General features: G+C 68.3%; 16 protein-coding genes. 9 read left to right on the forward strand and 7 right to left on the reverse strand.

Annotated elements, in window-relative coordinates:
- Nucleotides 1–26 precede the first annotated feature (26 nt).
- Complete coding sequence (locus KL788_RS04350) at nucleotides 27–710, reverse strand: uracil-DNA glycosylase (RefSeq protein WP_293168841.1); 684 nt, start codon at nucleotides 708–710, stop codon at nucleotides 27–29.
- Between the two features lie 51 nt (nucleotides 711–761).
- On the opposite strand from KL788_RS04350, the gene KL788_RS04355 reads away from it, so the two are divergent.
- Complete coding sequence (locus KL788_RS04355; RefSeq protein ID WP_293168843.1) at nucleotides 762–2,246, forward strand: MFS transporter; 1,485 nt, start codon at nucleotides 762–764, stop codon at nucleotides 2,244–2,246.
- Here KL788_RS04355 and KL788_RS04360 read toward each other — a convergent pair.
- On the reverse strand, nucleotides 2,243–3,037 hold the full coding sequence (locus KL788_RS04360) for an SDR family oxidoreductase (RefSeq protein WP_293168845.1): 795 nt from the start codon (nucleotides 3,035–3,037) through the stop codon (nucleotides 2,243–2,245). The genes KL788_RS04355 and KL788_RS04360 overlap by 4 nt on opposite strands.
- A gap of 45 nt (nucleotides 3,038–3,082) precedes the next feature.
- Here KL788_RS04360 and KL788_RS04365 point away from each other — a divergent pair, with 45 nt between their 5' ends.
- The 7 genes from KL788_RS04365 to KL788_RS04395 all read left to right on the forward strand — a co-directional run bounded on the left by KL788_RS04365 (nucleotide 3,083) and on the right by KL788_RS04395 (nucleotide 11,061).
- The gene (locus KL788_RS04365; RefSeq protein ID WP_293168847.1) at nucleotides 3,083–4,210 is read left to right on the forward strand and encodes an acyltransferase family protein; all 1,128 of its coding nucleotides are present in this window, start codon (nucleotides 3,083–3,085) and stop codon (nucleotides 4,208–4,210) included.
- A gap of 115 nt (nucleotides 4,211–4,325) precedes the next feature.
- On the forward strand, nucleotides 4,326–5,642 hold the full coding sequence (locus KL788_RS04370; protein ID WP_293168849.1) for a bifunctional o-acetylhomoserine/o-acetylserine sulfhydrylase: 1,317 nt from the start codon (nucleotides 4,326–4,328) through the stop codon (nucleotides 5,640–5,642).
- A 122-nt stretch (nucleotides 5,643–5,764) separates the two neighbouring features.
- Entirely contained in the window at nucleotides 5,765–6,964 is a 1,200-nt protein-coding gene (metX, locus tag KL788_RS04375) for a homoserine O-acetyltransferase MetX (protein WP_293168851.1), read from the forward strand.
- Nucleotides 6,965–6,976: 12 nt separating this feature from the next.
- Nucleotides 6,977–7,861: a hypothetical protein gene (locus KL788_RS04380; RefSeq protein WP_293168853.1), complete on the forward strand. Its 885-nt coding sequence runs from the start codon at nucleotides 6,977–6,979 to the stop codon at nucleotides 7,859–7,861.
- A gap of 75 nt (nucleotides 7,862–7,936) precedes the next feature.
- Entirely contained in the window at nucleotides 7,937–9,094 is a 1,158-nt protein-coding gene (locus KL788_RS04385) for a sensor histidine kinase (RefSeq protein WP_293168855.1), read from the forward strand.
- Nucleotides 9,091–10,347: a hypothetical protein gene (locus KL788_RS04390; protein ID WP_293168856.1), complete on the forward strand. Its 1,257-nt coding sequence runs from the start codon at nucleotides 9,091–9,093 to the stop codon at nucleotides 10,345–10,347. The genes KL788_RS04385 and KL788_RS04390 overlap by 4 nt, the downstream gene beginning before the upstream one ends.
- 45 nt (nucleotides 10,348–10,392) lie before the next feature.
- Nucleotides 10,393–11,061, forward strand: a complete 669-nt coding sequence (locus KL788_RS04395; RefSeq protein WP_293168858.1) for a response regulator — start codon at nucleotides 10,393–10,395, stop codon at nucleotides 11,059–11,061.
- 50 nt (nucleotides 11,062–11,111) lie between these two features.
- Here KL788_RS04395 and KL788_RS04400 read toward each other — a convergent pair whose 3' ends face one another.
- Nucleotides 11,112–11,735, reverse strand: coding sequence for a hypothetical protein (locus KL788_RS04400; protein WP_293168860.1), 624 nt, complete (start codon nucleotides 11,733–11,735; stop codon nucleotides 11,112–11,114).
- Nucleotides 11,736–12,024: 289 nt separating this feature from the next.
- Between KL788_RS04400 and KL788_RS04405 the strand changes: the two genes are divergently transcribed.
- Nucleotides 12,025–14,475, forward strand: coding sequence for a cell wall-binding repeat-containing protein (locus KL788_RS04405; RefSeq protein ID WP_293168862.1), 2,451 nt, complete (start codon nucleotides 12,025–12,027; stop codon nucleotides 14,473–14,475).
- A 58-nt stretch (nucleotides 14,476–14,533) separates the two neighbouring features.
- Here the strand turns inward: KL788_RS04405 and KL788_RS04410 are convergent, their stop codons facing one another.
- From KL788_RS04410 to KL788_RS04420, 4 genes are all read right to left on the reverse strand, one after another.
- The gene (locus KL788_RS04410) at nucleotides 14,534–15,736 is read right to left on the reverse strand and encodes an MFS transporter (protein WP_293173156.1); all 1,203 of its coding nucleotides are present in this window, start codon (nucleotides 15,734–15,736) and stop codon (nucleotides 14,534–14,536) included.
- 231 nt (nucleotides 15,737–15,967) lie between these two features.
- Nucleotides 15,968–16,492, reverse strand: a complete 525-nt coding sequence (locus KL788_RS14095; protein ID WP_367120413.1) for an RNA polymerase sigma factor — start codon at nucleotides 16,490–16,492, stop codon at nucleotides 15,968–15,970.
- Nucleotides 16,471–16,938, reverse strand: coding sequence for a hypothetical protein (locus KL788_RS04415; RefSeq protein ID WP_293168864.1), 468 nt, complete (start codon nucleotides 16,936–16,938; stop codon nucleotides 16,471–16,473). Before KL788_RS04415 ends, KL788_RS14095 begins: the two co-directional genes overlap by 22 nt.
- 217 nt (nucleotides 16,939–17,155) lie before the next feature.
- On the reverse strand, nucleotides 17,156–18,469 hold the full coding sequence (locus KL788_RS04420; RefSeq protein WP_293168866.1) for an HNH endonuclease signature motif containing protein: 1,314 nt from the start codon (nucleotides 18,467–18,469) through the stop codon (nucleotides 17,156–17,158).
- Nucleotides 18,470–18,479: the final 10 nt, after the last annotated feature.

The raw sequence follows: 18,479 nt of genomic DNA on the forward strand, positions 1-18,479 counted from the left end.
TCTGCGCCTCGCGATCGACCGCCAGTCTATGTCGGCAAGCTCCAGTCGATCGGGGGCGCACCTTGTTCGACGAGCAGGGAGTTGGCGCGGCTGAAAGGGCGCGAGCCGAAGAACCCGGTGCGGGCCGACAGCGGGCTCGGATGCGCACTCGCAATGACCGGAACACCCTGCAGCAGCGGGGCCGCCGACTGCGCGTCTCGGCCCCAGAGCAGCGCCACGAGCGGCCCGCCGCGCGCGGCCAGCGCCTCGACCGCGCGCGTCGTCACCTCTTCCCACCCCCGGCCGCGATGCGAGCCGGCGACGCCGGCCTGCACGGTCAGCACGCGGTTGAGCAGCAGCACCCCTTGAGCGGTCCACGCGCTGAGGTCGCCGTGAGCGGGAGTCTCGATGGCGAGATCATCGCGAAGCTCGCGGTAGATGTTCGCGAGACTGCGCGGAATCGGACGCACCGTGCGCTCGACGGCGAAACTCAGGCCGATCGCGTGCCCGGGAGTCGGGTAGGGGTCTTGCCCGAGCACGAGCACGCGCACGTCGGCGAGCGGAGTGGTGAACGCTCGCAGCACGTTCGGGCCCGACGGCAGATAAGGACGCCCTGCGGCGACCTCGGCACGTAGCCAGTCGCCGAGCTGCTCGATGCGCGGCTGCACGGGCGCGAGGGCCTCGGCCCAGTCGGGCGCGACGAGGTCGGCGAGCGGACGACGGGCGGTCATGCCAGCACGCTACCGGCCACCGACAGGCCCCCGGCGCGCTAGCATCGCGGAATGACTGAGCCCACGGCGGCCTCTCGGCTGCGCGGCGCCTCCGGCGCCATCACCGTCTCACTGGTCGGCTACCTGTTCTTCGTCGAGTTCGTCAGCGGTGTGCTGCAGGGCTACTACGTGCCGCTCATCAGCGACCTCGTCGAGTACCTCGGCATTCGCGACGCCGACTTCAACTGGTTCGAGGCAGCGCAGCTGCTGCTGAGCGCGCTCGTCGTGCCCGTGCTGGCCAAGCTCGGCGACATGGTCGGCCACAAGAAGATTCTGCTGATCTCGACCGTGCTCACCGCGGGCGCCAGTTGGTGGCTCGTCTTCGCCGACTCGTTCTGGGTCTTCTTGGCGGCGTGGGCGCTGCAGGGCTTCTACGTGGTGTGGCTGCCGCTCGAAGTCGCGCTCATCTTCGATCGCGGCCGCCACACCGGCGTCGGCGCCTCGCAGACGCGCAAAGCCGCCGGCCTGCTCGTCGTCGGGCTCGAAGCGGGGGCCATCGCCGGCGCCCTCGGCGGCGCGCGCATCTTCTCGGCGTTCAACGGCGACATCGCGCTCACCCTGACGATTCCGGCCATCGCCGTGACCGTCGCGTTCTTCGTGATTCTCTTCGGCGTGCCCGAGTCGCAGCCCGTCACCGGCCGACGGCTCGACACGATCGGCTTCGTGTTGTTGACGCTCGCCCTGCTGACGATCACGTCGGGGCTCACCTTCTTGCGCATCAACGGGCCCGAGACGTGGTGGGTGTACGCGCTCATGCTGCTCGGCATCGCGCTGCTCTACCCCTTCGGAAAATGGGTGCTCAAGCATCCCGACCCCGCGATCGACCTGCGCGTGCTGCGGCAGCCGAACATGTGGCCGGTGCAGTTGACGGCGGGGCTCGTCGGCATCAGCATCCTGGGCGCTCAGGCACCCTTGAGCACGTTCGCCGGAACCGACCCCGTCAACGGCTTCGGGCTCGGCCTCGACGCAGCGGAGCGCTCGTACATTATCGGCGCCTACCTCGTGGCGATGATCATCGGGGCGCTGCTGTTCCCGCTCATCTCGCGCAAGACCACCCCACGCCTCACCCTCATCGGGGCGACGCTCATCGTGGCCGTCGGCTATCTCGCTTTCCTCGTCAACAACACGACGGCCGTCGGCGTCACGCTCAATATGGTCGTCGCCGGCATCGGCTCGGGCGCACTCGTCGCGGCGCTACCGGCAGCAGCCGCCGCAGCCGCTCCCCTCGGACAGACGGGAATCGCCACCGGGCTCACGAACACCACCAAGACCATCGGCGGCGCCTTCGCGAGCGCGATCTTCGCCGTGGTGCTCGTGCTCGCCGCTGGGCAGGCGGTGACCGAGACGGCCTCGAGCCTGCTCGGTTACCTCGTCGTGTTCGCGATCTGCGGCGGTGCGGCGCTCGTCGCCGCGGTCGCGCTCGTGTTTGTGCCGAAGCTCGCCTTCAGCGACGCCCCGGCCGAGGAGGGCCTGCAGTCGAGCCCGACGCTGCTCTAGTCGCGCAGCTCGAGCGGGCCGCGCACGATTTTGTGCTGCGCGGCCTGCGCGACCGGGCGCACGGTGATCTCGTCGAGGTTCACGTGGCCGGGCGCCTCGAGGGCGTGCACGATGAGCGCAGCCATGTCGTCGGCCGTCAGCGGGTGCTCGACCCCCGCGTAGAGCGCGTCGACCTTCTCGCGGTCGCCGCCGAAGCGGTTGAGCGCGAATTCGTCGGTCTTGACCATGCCCGGCGCGAGCTGCATGACACGAAGCGGTTCGCCCGCGAGCTCGAGGCGCAAGGCGCCCATCATGCCGCGCAAGGCGAACTTGGCGGCGTTGTAGCCTCCCCCGCTCTCGTATGCCACCTGACCGGCAGTCGACGTCACGGCGAGAATGTCGCCGACGCCGCGCTCTCGGGCACCGTCGCGCAGAGCGGGCAGCAGCGCGCCGATGACCCGCTGCGCGCTCAGCACGTTGATGTCGAACATGCGCATCCAGTCGCGGGCGTCGGCGGTCTCGACTGAGTCGGTGCCGATCGCTCCGCCGGCGACGGTCACGATGGCGTGAATCGGGCCGGTCGCGGCGATGCGGTCGCGCAGGGCATCCACCGCCGACTGGTCGGTGAGATCGGCGACGACGGTCTCGCACCCACACTCCGCGGCGAGCGCCGCCAGCCGATCGGCGCGGCGGGCGACGGCGACAATCTGCCATCCGCGCGCGCAGAGGAGACGCACGGTGGCGGCGCCGATGCCTGAACTGGCCCCGGTCACGACCGCGCGCAGGGTGAGAGAAGGAGCAGAAGAGATCATGCCTTCACGGTACTCGCCCGATCGAATCCGCTAACCTCTCTGCTCATGGACGCACCGGGGGGAGCGACCGCGCCGTCGCGCGCGCGGGTACCTTTCTGGGATACCGCACGATTCGTGGCCATCTCGCTCGTGGTGATCGGGCACGCGATCCAGCGGCTGACCGCCGACAGCGATGCCGCTCTCGTGGCCTACCTCTTCATCTACGCGTTCCACATGCCGCTGTTCGCGCTCATCAGCGGCTACTTCTCGCGCTCGGCACCACCGAATGAGCGACGGATGCGGCGCGTGATCACCGACATCGTGCTGCCCTACATCGTCTTCGAGTCAATCTGGAGTGCGGTGCAGTTTCTTGTCGAGGGGCGCACGTCGATCAACCCCACGACGCCCTCATGGACGCTGTGGTTCTTGCTCGCTCTCGCCATCTTCCGCGTGCTGCTGCCGTACCTCGCCCTCGTGCGCTGGCCGCTGCTGTGGTCAATCGTCGCCTCGGTCTCGGTCGGCTACTTCACGAACGTCGACTCGACGTTCTCGCTCTCGCGAGCGATCGGTATCTTGCCTTTCTTCGTGCTCGGCTGGAAGCTTCACGAGTGGGGTGTGCTCGATCGGTGGAGCGGCTTTGCGCGGCCGGGAGCACTCCTCCGAACAGGTGCCGCCACGGTACTGCTCGGCTGGCTCGCTCTCATCGTGGTGAACATCGACTCGTGGCGGGCGGCCGATCTACGGTTCTGGTTCTTCTACGACGACGCGTATGGCCGACTGGGAGCCGACGAATGGTGGGCCGGCGGAGTGCGACTCGCTCTCATCGCCCTCGCCGTGTTGCTGAGCTTCTGCGTGCTCGTGCTGGTTCCGCGCCGCGACACTCCCGTCACGGCGCTCGGTCAGGGCACGATGTACGTCTATCTGCTGCACTCGTTCGTGCTGTACCCCCTGCGCGAGTCGGGCGTGCTGGAGCCCACTCCGAGAACCGAGTGGGTGTGGCTGCTCGGGCTCGTTGTCATCTCGATCTGCATCGCCGCCTTCCTCGCGAGCGCGCCCGTGCGCCGTGCCTTCCGCCCGCTCGTCGAGCCTCGGCCGCGCTGGCTCTTCCGTGCCGACGTGGATGCCCGCACCGGGCCGCTCGACCTGCGACCGTCACGCACCGACCCGACGGGGTCGCGCCGCTCGGGCCGTTGAGCGGGCATCCTCTATCGACGATCTGTCCGCGTTACGGCGCGTGACGCACGGCGTTGACCCGCCGACGGGGGCGACGTACCGTCGAGGCGACCCACCCGCGACGCAAGGAGCCCTCATGGCCGACCCCTACAAGTTCGAGACGCTGCAGATTCACGCCGGAGCGCAGCCCGACCCGGTGACCAACGCGCGGGCGACGCCGATCTACCGCACGACCGCCTACGTCTTCAACGATGCCGAGCACGCCAAGAACCTGTTCGCGCTTGCTGAGTTCGGCAACATCTACACCCGTATTCAGAACCCGACGCAAGACGTCGCCGAGCAGCGCATCGCTGCGCTCGAGGGCGGCACGGCGGCGCTGCTGCTCGCCTCGGGCCAGTCGGCGACGACCTACGCGGTGCTCAACATCGCTCAGGCGGGTGACCACATCGTCTCGTCGTCGTCTATCTACGGCGGCACCTACAACCTCTTCACCTACACGCTCGCGAAGCTCGGCATCGAGGTCACGTTCGTCGAAGACCAAGACAATGCCGACGAGTGGAAGGCTGCGATCCGCCCGAACACGAAGTTGCTGTTCGCCGAGACTGTGGGCAACCCCAAGATCAACATTCTCGACATCGAGAAGGTCGCCGGGGTCGCGCACGGCGCCGGCCTGCCGCTCATCGTCGACAACACGATCGCCACGCCGTACCTCATCCGCCCGCTCGAGCACGGCGCCGACATCGTCGTGCACTCGGCCACCAAGTTTCTCGGCGGTCACGGCACGGTCATGGGCGGCTTCATCGTCGATGGCGGAAAGTTCGAGTGGTCGAAGAACGTCGAGAAGTTCCCCGGCCTCACCGAACCCGACCCCTCGTACCACGGGGCGAGCTACACGGGCGTGCTCGGCGACGGCATCGCCTACATCATCAAGGCGCGTGTGCAGCTGCTGCGCGACATCGGCGCGGCGGTCTCGCCCGACAATGCGTGGCAGCTCATTCAGGGCATCGAGACTCTGAGCCTGCGCATCGAGCGCCACGTGCAGAACGCGCAGACGGTCGCGCAGTGGCTCGAGGCGCACCCCGACGTCGCCTCGGTCAGCTACAGCGGCCTTCCGTCGAGCCCGTGGCACGCACACGCGCAGAAGTACGCGCCGCGCGGCGTCGGTGCGGTTCTGTCGTTCGAGCTCAAGGGCGGCGTCGACGCCGGTCGCACGCTCGTCGACTCCGTGAAGCTGTTCAGCCACGTCGCCAACATCGGCGATGTGCGCAGCCTCATCATCCACCCCGCCTCGACGACGCACTCGCAACTCACTCCTGAGCAGCAGCTCACCACGGGCGTCACCCCGGGCCTCGTGCGCCTCTCGGTCGGGCTCGAGAACGTCGACGACATCATCGCCGACCTCGAGACCGGCTTCGCGGCAGCGCGGGCCGTCACGGCGGCGAACGCCGCCTAGCCCTGCAAGACCCCGCCGCGCGACCGAGCGCTCGGCGGTTCCACCCCATTCACCACAGCACGCGCGACCCCCGTCGTCACACGGCGGGGGTCGCGCGCATCCTGCGACAGAATGGCCTGAGCATGGACTGGCAGACGAGCGAAGACACGGTGCCCTCGGCCTTCATCACCGAGGCGAATCGGCGTGCCCTGCTGGGCACTCCGCCCACGAGCGGCGCCTGGCGCGAGGGCGACCCTTCCGGCGACCGCCGTTTCCAGGCCGTGGGGTCGCTCACGCTCGAATCGGGCCAGTCGTTGCCGCACGCACGACTCGCGTACGAGACCTGGGGCGAGCTCAACGAGCAACGCGACAACGCCGTGCTCATCATGCACGCGCTCACCGGCGACAGCCACGTCGTCGGCCGCCCCGGCGTCGGCCACGCGACCGCAGGCTGGTGGGGCGGCATCGTCGGCCCCGGGCTCGCCGTCGACACCGACCGCTGGTTCGTTATCGCGCCCAACATGCTCGGCGGGTGTCAGGGCTCCACTGGGCCCTCTTCGGTGTCGCCCGACGGCGCCGAGTGGGGCTCGCGCTTTCCGTACCTCACCATCCGCGACCAGGTCGCGGCCCAGGTTGTGCTCGCCGACGCGCTCGGCATCGAGCGATTCGCGGCCGTCATCGGCGGATCGATGGGCGGCATGCACGCGCTCGAGTGGGCGGTCGAGCATCCCGACCGCGTCGAACGCCTTGCCGTGCTCGCCGCCCCCGCCGTCTCGAGTGCCGACCAGATCGCCCTCAACTCGGTGCAGATTGAGGCGATCCGCATGGATCCTCTGTTTCGCGACGGCGACTACTACGACGAGCCCGAGGGCCCGTTCCGCGGGCTCGCGCTCGCGCGGCGCATGGCACTGCTCAACTACCGCTCGCCGAGCGAGCTCAACGAGCGCTTCGAGCGTTCGTGGCAGGGCATTCTCGACCCGCTCGGTCACGGCGGCCGCTTCGCGGTCGAAAGCTACCTCGATTTCCATGGCAACAAGTTCACCCGCCGCTTCGACGCGGGCAGCTACATCACGCTCGTCGAGGCCATGAACTCGCATGATGTGGCGCGCGGGCGCGGTTCACTCGCCGACGCGCTCGGCCGGGTGACCGCCCGCAGCCTTGTGCTCGGCATCGACAGCGACCGGCTGTTCCCGCTCGAACAGCAGCAGGTGATCGCCGCCCACCTGCCGCACTCGGTGCACGGCGACGAGGCGATCGTCATCTCGTCGCCGTTCGGTCACGACGCCTTCCTCATCGAAGACGACCTCGTCGGACCTCCCCTGGCCCGGCTGCTCGCGAGCTGAGCGAGCACGACGATGCGCCGGCCGATCGCGATCGTCACCGCAGTGGCGCTCGTGATGGCGGCGCTGAGCGGATGCTCTCCGCTCGTCGAGCCCGAACCAGCCCCCGTGGTCATCGACGCCCCGAGCTCGCTCGACGAGGTGTCGGCGACCGCCGAGGTCTACCGCACCCGCAGTGATCCGGCCCGCGGAGGCTTGCAGCTGAGCGTGAGCAACACCGGGACGACGCCGCTGACAGTGCTGCACGCCGTACTCGACTCCCCCGCTCTCGCCGAGGCGATCGAGCGCGATCGCACCACCGTGATTCCCCCCGGCGCGACCCGCGACCTGGCTCTGCTGCTGCCGCCTCCGCGGTGCGACGGCGGGCCGACGCTGCCCGAGGCGGTGCTCACCGTGGCCCTCGCGTCGGGTGCGACCGCCGAACTGCGGCTGCCGACCACCGACCGCATCGGGCAGTGGGTCGACTGGCACGAGCGTGCGTGCTTCGCCGAGGCGGCGGCCGCGCAGGTCGACCTTGAAGTGCGTCGCGCGCCAGCGCTCGATGACCCAGCGGCCGGAACGATCGGTGCTGAACTCGTCGCGACAGCGCGAGTGAGCGGCGTGCGACTCGTCGCGATCGCCGACACCGTGCTCTTCGGGTTGCGCACCGGGCCGACCGACTCAGGCCGCGTGTCGACGCTCGCTCTCGATCGGGTGTTGACTGCCGCCGAGACGATGACCGTGCCGATCTGGCTGGCCGCGGCTCGGTGCGACCCGCACGCGGTCGCTGAAGACAAGCAGGGCACGCTCTTCACCGTGCACCTCGACCTCGACGGCGAGACCGGAACGACGACCGTCATCGCCGCAGACGAGACGCGCGCTGCCCTCTACGACGCGATTGCCGAGACGTGCGGCTTCTGAGGCTCTCGAGCCCGAAGGTGCCACACTGGTCACCATGAGGCGCGGGGGCGGCACACGGCGATCGGCGTCGTCGTGATGATCGAGAAAGAGCGCCAACGCCTGCTGCGTTCGGCTGCCCGCGCCTTGGGGTTGAGCGGCGTGATCCTCTCAGCGGTCTGCCTGGCTCTTCCTGGCGTCGTCGATCCCGACATCCTTCCCTCCGTGCTCATCGTGCTCGCGGGGCAGGCCGGGGCTCTCGTGATGGTCGGGCGCAACGGGCACGTGGGGTGGATCGTGCTCACCATTGTGCTCGGTTGCGGGGCTCTCGCCCTGGCGCAGCTACCGTGGGGACAGTCGGGCTCGATCGCCCTGCCGACCGCTCTCTCGCCACTCGGGGTCGCCGGACTCGGTGCCCTCGGCATGGTGCTCAGCGATACGACGCCGCGCTGGCTGATCTGGGCGGGCGGGGCGCTCGGCAGCAGCCTGCTCATCGCAGCGGCGGGCCCCACCCGCGGCCTCATCTCTACCCCCGCGGTCGCCACTCTGGCGGGGTGGGTCATCACCCTCATTATCGGTCTCTGGGTGACCGTCGGCGTGCAGCGAGCGCTGCAGCGCATCGAGAGCATCGGGCGCGCGCATCACCTCGAGCGACAGGCGAGCGAGACCGAGGCGCAGCGCCGACAAGGAGCCCGCTTGCTGCACGACACCGTGCTCGCGACGCTGACGCTGCTGGCCCACTCGGGCGTGGGAGTCTCAGAGCCCGCGCTGCGCGAGCAGGCCGCTGAAGACTCGCGACTGCTGCGCCAACTGCGACTCGGCTCGACCCCCATGCCCCAGTTCTCGGGCACTTACAGCCTCGAGCCGGTTGGCGAGACGGCGCTGGGCACGACCCTCGAGTCGGTCAAGCAGCGTTTCTTGCGCATGGGACTCTCGGTGCGCTGGCACGGCAGCGGTCAGGTGCTGCTGCCGAGCGACGTGCTCGACGCCTTTCTGCTCGCCCTCGCCGAGTGCCTTGAGAACGTGCGGCGCCACGCCGGGGTCGCCGAGGCCGACGTCACGATCACGCAGACCGACGATCGCCTCCGCGCTGTCGTGACCGATGCCGGTGTCGGCTTCGACCCCGACACGGTCAGCGCCGAGAGACTGGGCTTCACCGAGTCGGTCGTCGCACGCCTGCGCGATGTCGGCGGCGATGCCCGCGTCTTCTCGGTGCCGGGCTCGGGCACCACCGTGTTTCTCGAGGTACCGCGATGACGAGCAGGTATACCCCACCGGAGGAGACCACGCTTGGCGGCCTCGTGCGACCCGCGGGCGCGCGCTCGTCGACACGGCGCGGCACCCCAACCTCGACCCACGCCTCGGCCCTCGGGTCGGGCTTTCTCGGCCTCGGCGTTGCGATCATCGCCGCACTGCAGTCGATGCTCGGCATCGCGCTCTTCCTGGTGCGCGCCCCCGAGTACCCGTCGCTGTTGCCCGTGGTCGCTGCGTGGCTGTTGCTCATGGTCACGTTCCTTGGCCTCACGATCACGATCTCGGCGAGCGGCGAACGTCTGCCCGACTGGCTCTACGGCGTCTTTCTCTCGTCTCTCGCAGCTGTGGTGTGGCTCGACTTCGTCGCGATCGCTCCGCTCGGCGATGTCGGTCGCTACGCCACGGCCTCGGTCTCGGCAGGCTTCGTGCTGCTCATCATCGTGACCCTGCGCTCGCGGTGGGAGGTGCTCGTCGCCACGGGCCTGCTCGGCATCGCTTTCGTTGTCGCCATCATCGCCACGACCCCGCTCACGCCCGTGACGATCCCCTCGCAACTCGTGACCGTTGCGCTCGCGATCGGCCCCGGCATCACCGGCGTGCTTCTGGTGAGCGGCTTCGAGCGGATGCTCAAACGCGAACTCGACCGCGTGCTCGTGCAGTCGACCGTCACCGCGCCGCGTCTCGCGGTCGGCATGCTCGCCAGCGAAGAACTCGCCCGGCTCGATCTTGACGCCGAAGAGCTGCTCGACGCGGTGGCGAACGGCGACGCCCCCTTGCCCCTGCCGGCACCCCTTGCCTCGCGCGCGTCGACGCTCGCGACCGAACTGCGGCTGCATCTCATTGAGGGCCGGCGCGAGACCTGGCTGTTTCACGCCGTGAGCGAGTCTGAGCATCTGGGTCGTCGCGTCACGGTGAGCGACTCGGCGACCCTCGCCGGGCTGCTCGACGACGTGCAGCGCGACTCGCTGCTCGCCGCCCTCTGGCTACTGGCCGCCGACCCGCAGGGTGTTGCCCCGGCCCGAGCGGTCTCGGTGACCCTCGGGCCGCTCGATCCGCAGCGGTCGCCCACAGGTCGGCACCTCACCGTTTCTGTCGCGATCGAGGCTACGGGTCTGCGGCGCAATCGCGTCGACCCCGGTGTGTGGGAGGCCCTCGACCGGGCCGGGCGATACAGTGACAGCACGGCCGGTGGCGCAGTGCGCATCGAGCTCGACTGCACGGTCGATAACCCGGTCGACGCGGCTCGGCCGAGCTGAGCACCTGAACCAGCACACCCCGAGCAGAGAACCACGGAGGACCAGATGGCCGAGACCACGATTCGACTGGCACTGGTCGACGATCACCGCATGCTGCTCGGCGCCCTCACCGAGTGGATTCGCCAGGCCGCCGACGACATCGACATGGTGGCCGCCGTGGCCACGTGGCCCGACCTGCTGTCGCACCCGGCGTTCCCCGTCGATGTCGTACTGCTCGACCTCGACCTCAAAGACAACATCCCCGTCTCGCTCAAGATTCAGACCCTCAAGTCGATGGGCGTGCGCGTCGTGCTCATGAGCACCTACAGCGAGCCCAACGTCGTGCGCGAGGCCCTCAGCGCCGGTGCCCTCGGCTATCTCGTCAAGAGCGAAGACGCTGGCATGATCGTCGAGGCGATCCGCGCAGCGCGCAACGGCGAATCGTTCATCTCAGCCGAGCTCGACCTCGCGCTCAACGCCGCCGACGTCGGTGGCTCCCCTCGCTTGAGCGCGCAAGAGCGCCGCGTCATGGCCCTCTACGGCGCCGGTGAGCCCGTCAAGACCGTCGCCTACCAGCTCGGCATCTCTGAAGAGACGGCGAAGAGCTACCTCAAGCGCATTCGCGAGAAGTACCGCATCGCGGGCATCGACGTCGGCACGAAGGTCGCCTTGCGCAAGCAGGCCATCAGCGACGGCATCCTCGTGGATGCTCCCTCCGGCGGCGGCGGGCTCTGAGTCATTCAGGCTGAGTGCGACGCGCCAATCGGGTCGCACACAGTCTCGACCTAGTTCTCAGCCTCGACTTGGCCGACCGTGAACTCGGCGTGCATGCCAGCGGCGTAGTGGCCCGGAAAGTTGCAGAGCAGTTCGTAGCGTCCAGGCGGGAGTGTGAGGGTCACCCAGCTTGAGGAGTCTGGCAGGATGCCCTGCCCCTCGCCGCTGCCGCAGGTCGCAGAGGCCTCGCCGAGCAGCCCTGTTTCGGCAACTGTCGATCCTTCGACGATCACTCGTTCACCGGCGTTCTCGCCCGGGGCCAGCGGCATGACGATCAGCTGGTGGGTCAGCCGGCCTCCATTGATGGCGAGGAAGGAGACGTTGCCGTTGGGGACGGCCGCCGGGTCAGCGCTCAGGAACATGGCGGTTCCTGAGGTCATGCGTCCATGTTGACCATCTGCGTCGACACCCATATCGCTGAGGAACACCGTCACCACCGTGCCCGGAAGGTCGGGCACGGTGCACGACGGAACGATCGTGGCACCGTCGTCGAGGCCGCCGGACGGGTCGTCGGCCCTGCCGACTCCGGCAAATACAGCGGCGAGTGCGCCGGCCGTGAGGGCCGTGATGAGGGCAGTAGCCAACACTGCCAGCACGAGCCTTCTACGACCCGTTTCGGAGCGGTGGGCAGTCATAGCGAGCTCCTCCTGAGCGCGAGGTGCCACGGTCGTGCACGGCAGGACGTCGAGTGCGACGACACCTCGTGCACCGACGATATGGTCGCGAGGCCCTCCCGCCCAGGGCCGAAAGTCCCTCGACCCGGGAACAGAGATTGAGGACTTTAGCCCCGGTGTGCACGACCGTTGTCGCCCCTACAGTGTGAGCACCTTCGAGCGCTCCCCGCGCCGAACCCGAGAGGACGTCATGTCACATCGTCGTGAATCAACCCGCCCGCGCTCCCTTCCCCCGGCGCGTCTTGCCGCGATGGCCGTCACGATCGGCCTGGCCGGATCACTCATCGCAGTACCCGCGAACGCTGCTGTCGATGACTACGACTGGACCACGGTGGCCAACAGCAGCACGGTAGCGCCCGGAACGTCCGCGACGTTCAACAGCTTCAACCAGCCGTCGGTGAACGAAGCCGGGCTCGTGGCCTTTCGCGCGCGCACGCAGGGCCCGTCACCGATCCGAGGGGTATACACCCGCAATTCCGCGTCAGGATCCTCAAGCGTCGTCACCATCGCCGAGGTGGGCGACACCGTCCCTCAGCCGAACAACCTCGATGGTACGTTCACCGAATTCCCGTCATTCCCGAGAATCGACATGACCGGTTCTACCGTCGGCACCCGTGGGCAATCGACGCCCGTGTGGGAGTACGCGCTGCCTGACACAACCACAACGAGTGTGGGCACGAGCGGCGTGTACGCGACGCTGAACGGAGCGCTCACGACCGGCGCCAGCCTGCTGGGCGCGGTGCCCGGGCAAGAGATCTACTCGGTGCCGGGTGCCCCTTCGGGTACGAGGTTCGACCAGTTTCCGGGTGCGCCCGCCGTCGACGGCACCACCGTCGCCTTCAAGGGCAACTACACCGACGGAGACGGCAAGACGGGAATCTTTTTCCGCGACGTCGCCCAACCGACCGCGGCGACGCAGGTCATCGCCAGCTCTGACACCGTGATTCCCGGCCAGTCGAGCGGCAGCGTGCAGTTCGGCTCCACGGCGCCACCGAGCGCGGCCGACGGCCGCGTCGTCTTTCTCGGTCTCGACAACGAAGAGGCCCCGACCCTCGGCGGCATCTACCTGGCCCCCCTGGAGCCGTCGCCGACCCTGACCACGCTCGTCGCCATCGGCGACCAGGTGCCGGGCGCAGCGGTGGAGGACGTGTTCACCAAGATCGGTGAGGCCCTCTCGTTCGACGGACGCTACGTCGCGTTCGCAGGCTCGTGGGGCACTGAGACAACGACGATCACCCTGACGTGCCCGGCCGACGGCAACGCTGATCTGATCGCGTACTGCAACGAGACCTACCCCTCGGGCTTCACGACAGAGGTCCCTGTCAACCAGGGCATCTTCGTGTACGACACGGTGACTAGCGAGTTGAGCCGGGCGGCCGCGACCGGGGCGACCTTCGGTAGCTTCCTCTACTGGGTGTTCTCGGGTGCTCCGCCCGAGGTCGGCGGCGGTGAGGACGAGACGATGGAACCCCCGCGTTGGCGCTCCTCGTCTTTCGTGGCGGTCACCAGCATCTCGAGTGGCTTCCAGGTGGCCTTCAAGGGCAGCCCTGTCGCGGGCGGCAGCGGCATCTACGTCGGGCAGGGACCCGGACCGGTCGAACGGTTCGAGACGATCGTCGACACCAGCACCGATGGACCCAGCATTGATCCGCAGGCGCCGGCGGGGTCTCTCGTCAGCGTGGTCGGTCTCGAGCGCGAAGGATTCCGTGGCCAGACGTTGGCGTTGAGCATCTCGATGCTCAACACCGCGACGACCGAGAGCTGGGCCGGGGTCTACGTGACCACCGTGCAGCCCTTCAGCGTCTCGAGGCTGGCGGGAGCTGACCGCTACGCGACGTCGGCGGCGATCTCGGCGGCGAACTACGCCGCGGAGGCACCCGTCGCCTACATCGCCAGCGGTGCGGAGTTCCCCGACGCACTGTCGGGCGCCCCGGTGGCGGGCATGCAGGAAGGCCCGGTGCTGCTGGTGCGTCTGACGAGCATCCCCGACGTGGTCAAGGCCGAGTTGAACCGGCTGCAACCGAGCCGGATCGTGGTCCTCGGCGGAACCGGAGTCGTGAGCAGTGCGGTGCAGACCGCTCTGCAGGGTTACACCAGTGGATCGGTCACGCGACTCGCAGGACTCGATCGTTACGGAACGTCGGCCGCTATCTCGGCGGCGAACTTCGATCCCGGGGTTCCGTCGGTGTACATCGCGAGCGGCGAGGATTTCCCCGACGCCCTCTCCGGCGCGGCAGTCGCGGGCAAGCTCGAGGTGCCTGTGCTCCTCGTGCGCCGCGACAGCATCCCCGCCACCGTTCAGGCCGAACTCACACGGCTCGCACCAGGCGCAATCGTGATCCTGGGAGGCAGTGGAATCGTCAGCGACGAAGTCGCCACCGCCCTTCAGTCCTCCACCTCGGGATCGGTAACGCGCCTTGCCGGGCCTGACCGCTACGCGACCTCGGCGGCAATCTCGGCGGCGAACTTCGCGCCGGGCGTTCCCGTGGTCTACATCGCGAGCGGCGAAGGGTTCCCCGACGCCCTCTCGGGTGCGGCGGTCGCCGGCATGCAAGAGGTGCCCGTGCTGCTCGTCCGACGCGACAGCATTCCCGATGAGGTGATTGCCGAGCTCACGCGACTCGCCCCGGCGAAGATCGTGATCCTCGGCGGAACCGGCGTGGTGAGCGAGCTGGTGAGCCAGCAGTTGTACAGCTACTAGCACCCGGCACCGAGCGCGTCCCGGCGAGACTCCTCGTCGGGACGCGCTGTGCGTGCGGTCAAACGACGAGCGGCGCAGAGCGGCGCTCGAGGGCCACGCTCACGAGCGCGAGCGTGACTCCTCCGACGGCGAGCAGCAGGCCGACCCATGCCGGAGTCAGGTAGCCCCAGCCTGCCGCGACGACCAGGCCGCCGAGGAAGGCGCCGAGCGCGTTACCGACGTTGAGAGCCGAGTGGTTGAGGGCCGCGGCGAGTGTCTGCGACTCGCCCGCGACATCCATCAATCGAGTCTGAATGACGGGCGAGAGGATCGCGGCCGTGAACCCCACGAAGAACGTGCCCGCGATGAGGCCGACCGGCGTGGTGCCGAGCAGCCCGACGATCACCAAGGCAACCATGAGGCCGGCGAAACCCACGAACATCGCGCGCGAGGTACCGGCGTCGGCCAGGCGTCCGCCGAGGAAGTTCCCGATCGTCAGGCCGACGCCCGTGCTCGCGAGCACCCAGGGCACGGCCCCGCCCGGCAGACCGGCCGACTCCGTCACCATGGGCGCGATGTAGCTGTAGACCGCGAAGAATCCGCCGAACCCGATGGCGCCGACCGCGACGGCCACCCAGACCTGCAGGCTGCCGAACGCGGCGAGCTCGCGGCGCACGGTCGAGTTGGCATCGCCGGGCTGCCACGGCACGAGCATTCGCACCGCGATAAAGGTGGCCGCGAACAGGACCGCGACGACGAGATACGCCGCTCGCCAGCCGGCGGCTTGGCCGATCGCGGTGATGACGGGCACCCCGATCACGGTCGCGATCGTGAGGCCACTGAGCACAAGGGCGACGCCTTGACCGCGCTTGCCCGGGCCCATGAGGCTCGCGGCGACGAGGGCGGCGACGCCGAAGTAGGCACCGTGCGGCAGGCCGGCGATGAAGCGCGCCGCGATGACGAGCTCGAATGTGGGCAGCGTCGCCGACGCGATCGTGCCGAGCGTGAACGCCGCGGCGAGCCAGAGCAGCAGACGGCGGCGCGGCATCCTGCCCGCGAACGCCGCGATCGTGGGGGCGCCCACCACAACCCCGAGGGCATAGGCCGTGATGACCCAGCCCGACTGCCCGATCGCCGCTTCTTGATCGGCGGCGTAGAGCCCCGGGAGCAGGTCTCGAGCGATCTCGGGAAGGAGGCCCATGGCCACGAACTCGGTCGCGCCGATGCCGAAACCGCCGAGCGCGAGCGCGAGCAGGGCGGCGTAGATGCGCCGTCGGCTCAGAGGACGGCGCTCGGCACCCCCGTGCGCACGACGGTGCGCCTCATCGTGCTCGCGCTGCTGACGCGCATAGGCAGCGGCCGTGGCCTCGTCGATGACGGGAACACTGGCGGTAGAGACGGTCACGGCAACTCTCGATATGCGCAGTGGGTGGAGCCGTGCATCGTTGCCGGCAGATTCACCCCGAGTTTATCGAACCGACTCGAGACCCGGAGCCTCGCTAGAAGTCCCAGGTCACGAGTTCGCCCCCTGTTCGGAAAGCTCTGCGGCCAGCTTCGCCTTCGCGCGATGATGTCGGCTCCGGACAGTCGCTGAACTCATGGCCAGTAGGCGGCTCGTCTCCTCCAGAGAGAAGCCCTCCCAGTACACGTGCCGCATGATTTCACGGTCGAGTTCTGACAGACGCGCAATAGCCGACCGAACATCCAGTAGAGAACCCTGGTCCGACTCCGAGAGCACAGTCGTCAGCTCTTCTCCAAGCTTTGCGACCGCGTCTGCACGTCTTCTTCGCGATCGCCAGTGCCCTGACATAACCTTGCGGGCTATTCCGAACGACCACAGTCGAGCTTCATGGGGGTCACGGGGCACATCTCGTGATCGCCTCCAGATAACAACCAAGGTGTCGCTCAAGAGGTCGGCCGCGTCGGCTGGCTGTTCGACTCGACGAGCAAAGTACGCGAGAAGATCTGCAGACTCTCGGCGAACAAGTTGGTCTACCTCCGCGACTCGGCTGCTGTTCACCACAGACCCGCCCGGCACGTGATGGTGAACGCGGTCAGGTACTTGTCGTCGTCGTTCAATGACGGGACAAGACTCTTGCTGAGTTCACGAAGGACAACATTGACTTCTGCAGTCTCTGCGTCGCGAGCCGTGTCGGAGCGCGCCGCAGTCGAAAGAGGAGTGACACCCGCTTCCCTCAGCGCTCGCTCGGACGCCTCGGCGAGCGGTGCCTCCCAAGCGCCCGACTCGATGGCTCCCGTGATGACTCGAAGCTCATTACCCTCAAGCCCGACGTAATCCGGAAAAAGCAAACACCGTTCTCCCATGTCCTGACCGCTCTGGGGAACGAATCGCGCACCGACGGCAGGTCGCTGCTCATCGGGCGCAAGCCCAAAGAATGGAGGCCTCGACAGGGCGAAGTTCTCGAGGGTCGTTCCTGCCGTCATCACGGTGAGCCCGCCTGCAAGAGCAATGGAGGGAATCATCCACGCAAGTCGCCGTCTCCGCATCCGCGTGCCTGCGGCCCGGCTTTGAGCTTCGACCTCCACCGCGCCAAGTCGTGCAGTCCGCACTATGGACGCTGCGGGATCAGACTGCCTCAACAGCGACGCTACGTCGTGGTCGTGCATGATCGACCTTTCTCTGGTTGGTTGCCCCTACCTGAGACATGGCCAGAGAACGAGCTTTCGTTGCAATCTTCCCTCACGGCGGGGCGGGGCCGCCCTCGGGGTGAGTCACGTAGGTCAACCCGCTCGGTGATTGCCATCGAAGCACTCCGCCGCCTTCCTGCGATACCCGCCAGTCGCTGCGATGCTTCAGCTGATGGTGTGCGGGGCACAGGTGAGCGAGGTTGTCGATAGAAGTCGTACCGCCGAACTGCCAGTCGACCGTGTGGTCGATGTCGCTACGGGCGGCTGAGCGCCCGCAGCCCGGAAAGCGGCACGTGCGGTCGCGAATGCGCAGCGCGGTCGCGAGGTCGGCGGGCACCGAGTACCGATCGCGACCGACCGACAGCACGGCCCCTGACTCGGGATGCCGGAGCAAGCGCGTGAACGACGGCGCTCCCGCGGCCATCTCGCGCGCAGTCTCGTCGTCGATCGGGCCGTAGCCCTCGAGCTCGGCCGGAGGAATGAATGCTGAGGAAGAGAGTGCGGGCGCCTCGCCAGACGTCGCCACGCCGACCAGCCGTTCGACCGGAACGGTGACGTGCACGGTCGCGCGAACCCCGGTACCGCATCCGTTCGCATCGACAACGCCGTCGACGAGCAGGTCGGTGAGGATATCGGCTCGTAGCTGCGTGAGAGTGCGCGGCTCGTCGTCGCCCGGTGACGTGCGCTTGATGCCGAGCGCCACACTCGTCACTCGCTCGTAGATCGCGCTGGCACGCTCTGCCGGCAGAAAGGCGCTGAGCCACGCCATGCCGTCATGGGCTGGTTCGAGAAGCACCTGACGATCAGCGCGACTCTTCTCGACGCGCTGCTCGATGCTGTCGGGGTGGCTGCGTTCGCGTTCGGCGCGCGCCCGTGGGCGCAGTCGAGCGGCAGTGAGCCGCTCGGCCGCTGGCAGCACGGCCTGCTCAAAGCCGGGGCGTGCCGCATCAGGCAACGACTGTGCCTCGTCAATGATCACCTGCGCATGGCGGTAGCTGATCGACCCCTCGGCGAGCGCACGATGAGTCGCACCGAGGTGGGCGACGAGCATGTCGCTCTCGTCGATCAGCCGCTCGGCGGTGCGCTCGGGCACACGCAGAGCGCACGCGACCTCGCTCACGAGCACCCGATGGGCGAGCTGCCGCCGCGTCGACGGCGATTCGTCTCGATCGCACTCAGCAGACTCAGCCACAGCGGTCAGCTCTGCCAGGTGTCGAGCGCGGTCGATGACCTCGGCCCGAATGGCCTGCGCCGATGCGATGACTCGGTCGAGCGTCGCGGCCGCCTGCAGCAGATCGGCCAGTGAATCGGCGAACTGCATCGAGGGGCGCGGCGCTTCAGCCAGTGCGACCCCGGGTGCGTTCATGAGGCCATCA

Source organism: Microcella sp. (genome assembly GCF_019739195.1).
GTDB lineage: Bacteria > Actinomycetota > Actinomycetes > Actinomycetales > Microbacteriaceae > Microcella.

What these genes read in the sequence shown, in the direction of transcription:
- KL788_RS04385 (WP_293168855.1), top strand. Translation starts at nt 7,937, where the DNA reads ATGATCGAGAAAGAGCGCCAACGCCTGCTGCGTTCGGCTGCCCGCGCC.
- KL788_RS04390 (WP_293168856.1), top strand. Translation starts at nt 9,091, where the DNA reads ATGACGAGCAGGTATACCCCACCGGAGGAGACCACGCTTGGCGGCCTC.
- KL788_RS04380 (WP_293168853.1), top strand. Translation starts at nt 6,977, where the DNA reads ATGCGCCGGCCGATCGCGATCGTCACCGCAGTGGCGCTCGTGATGGCG.
- KL788_RS04405 (WP_293168862.1), top strand. Translation starts at nt 12,025, where the DNA reads ATGGCCGTCACGATCGGCCTGGCCGGATCACTCATCGCAGTACCCGCG.
- KL788_RS04350 (WP_293168841.1), bottom strand. Translation starts at nt 710, where the DNA reads ATGACCGCCCGTCGTCCGCTCGCCGACCTCGTCGCGCCCGACTGGGCC.
- KL788_RS04395 (WP_293168858.1), top strand. Translation starts at nt 10,393, where the DNA reads ATGGCCGAGACCACGATTCGACTGGCACTGGTCGACGATCACCGCATG.
- KL788_RS04360 (WP_293168845.1), bottom strand. Translation starts at nt 3,037, where the DNA reads ATGATCTCTTCTGCTCCTTCTCTCACCCTGCGCGCGGTCGTGACCGGG.
- KL788_RS04365 (WP_293168847.1), top strand. Translation starts at nt 3,083, where the DNA reads ATGGACGCACCGGGGGGAGCGACCGCGCCGTCGCGCGCGCGGGTACCT.
- KL788_RS04355 (WP_293168843.1), top strand. Translation starts at nt 762, where the DNA reads ATGACTGAGCCCACGGCGGCCTCTCGGCTGCGCGGCGCCTCCGGCGCC.
- metX (WP_293168851.1), top strand. Translation starts at nt 5,765, where the DNA reads ATGGACTGGCAGACGAGCGAAGACACGGTGCCCTCGGCCTTCATCACC.
- KL788_RS04415 (WP_293168864.1), bottom strand. Translation starts at nt 16,938, where the DNA reads ATGATTCCCTCCATTGCTCTTGCAGGCGGGCTCACCGTGATGACGGCA.
- KL788_RS04400 (WP_293168860.1), bottom strand. Translation starts at nt 11,735, where the DNA reads ATGACTGCCCACCGCTCCGAAACGGGTCGTAGAAGGCTCGTGCTGGCA.
- KL788_RS04370 (WP_293168849.1), top strand. Translation starts at nt 4,326, where the DNA reads ATGGCCGACCCCTACAAGTTCGAGACGCTGCAGATTCACGCCGGAGCG.
- KL788_RS04420 (WP_293168866.1), bottom strand. Translation starts at nt 18,469, where the DNA reads ATGAACGCACCCGGGGTCGCACTGGCTGAAGCGCCGCGCCCCTCGATG.